Annotated in this window: 1 protein-coding gene; it reads right to left on the reverse strand. The window is 66.3% G+C overall.

The annotated features are described in order from the left end of the window. Nucleotides 1–472 (reverse strand): hypothetical protein (locus tag K206_RS0136950; protein ID WP_020207203.1); only part of this gene is annotated, 472 nt, incomplete at both ends.

Raw genomic sequence — 472 nt, forward strand, 5'->3', positions numbered from 1 at the left:
GCCCAAGCCTTCGAGCGGTTCGGACAGCGCACGGTAGATCGTCCAGTGGTCGATGCCCTCGACCTCCTGGAGCACGGTCTGCGTCAACTGCTGCTTCACCGGGTCGAGCTGCCAGTCGGGCAGCTTCTGGCCGCGCGGCCCCACGTTCAGCGCCAGCAGCCGACGGGCGAGGATGTCCTTGTAGATCTGCTGGCGCGACTTGTCCGCCAGCTTGGCGAACTCGGGGGGCGTCAGATTGTGCGGCTGGTTGAAGGTTTCCAGCAACACCGCGCGGCCACGCTGGACGTCAGTTTCATTCGGGGCCCAGCGCGTGTCGGCGCGCAGCGCGGCCGCCTTGCGCTTCAAGGCCTGCTCCACCGTTTCGCCTTCGAGGTTGGCTGGCAGTTTTACCGCCTCCACGCGCTCGTGAATGAACGCCTGCAACTCGGCCGCGAACGCCTTGGCATCCCGGATTTCGACGGTAGCCGCGAAG

It is taken from the genome of Cupriavidus sp. WS (assembly GCF_000395345.1).
Lineage (GTDB): Bacteria > Pseudomonadota > Gammaproteobacteria > Burkholderiales > Burkholderiaceae > Cupriavidus > Cupriavidus basilensis_B.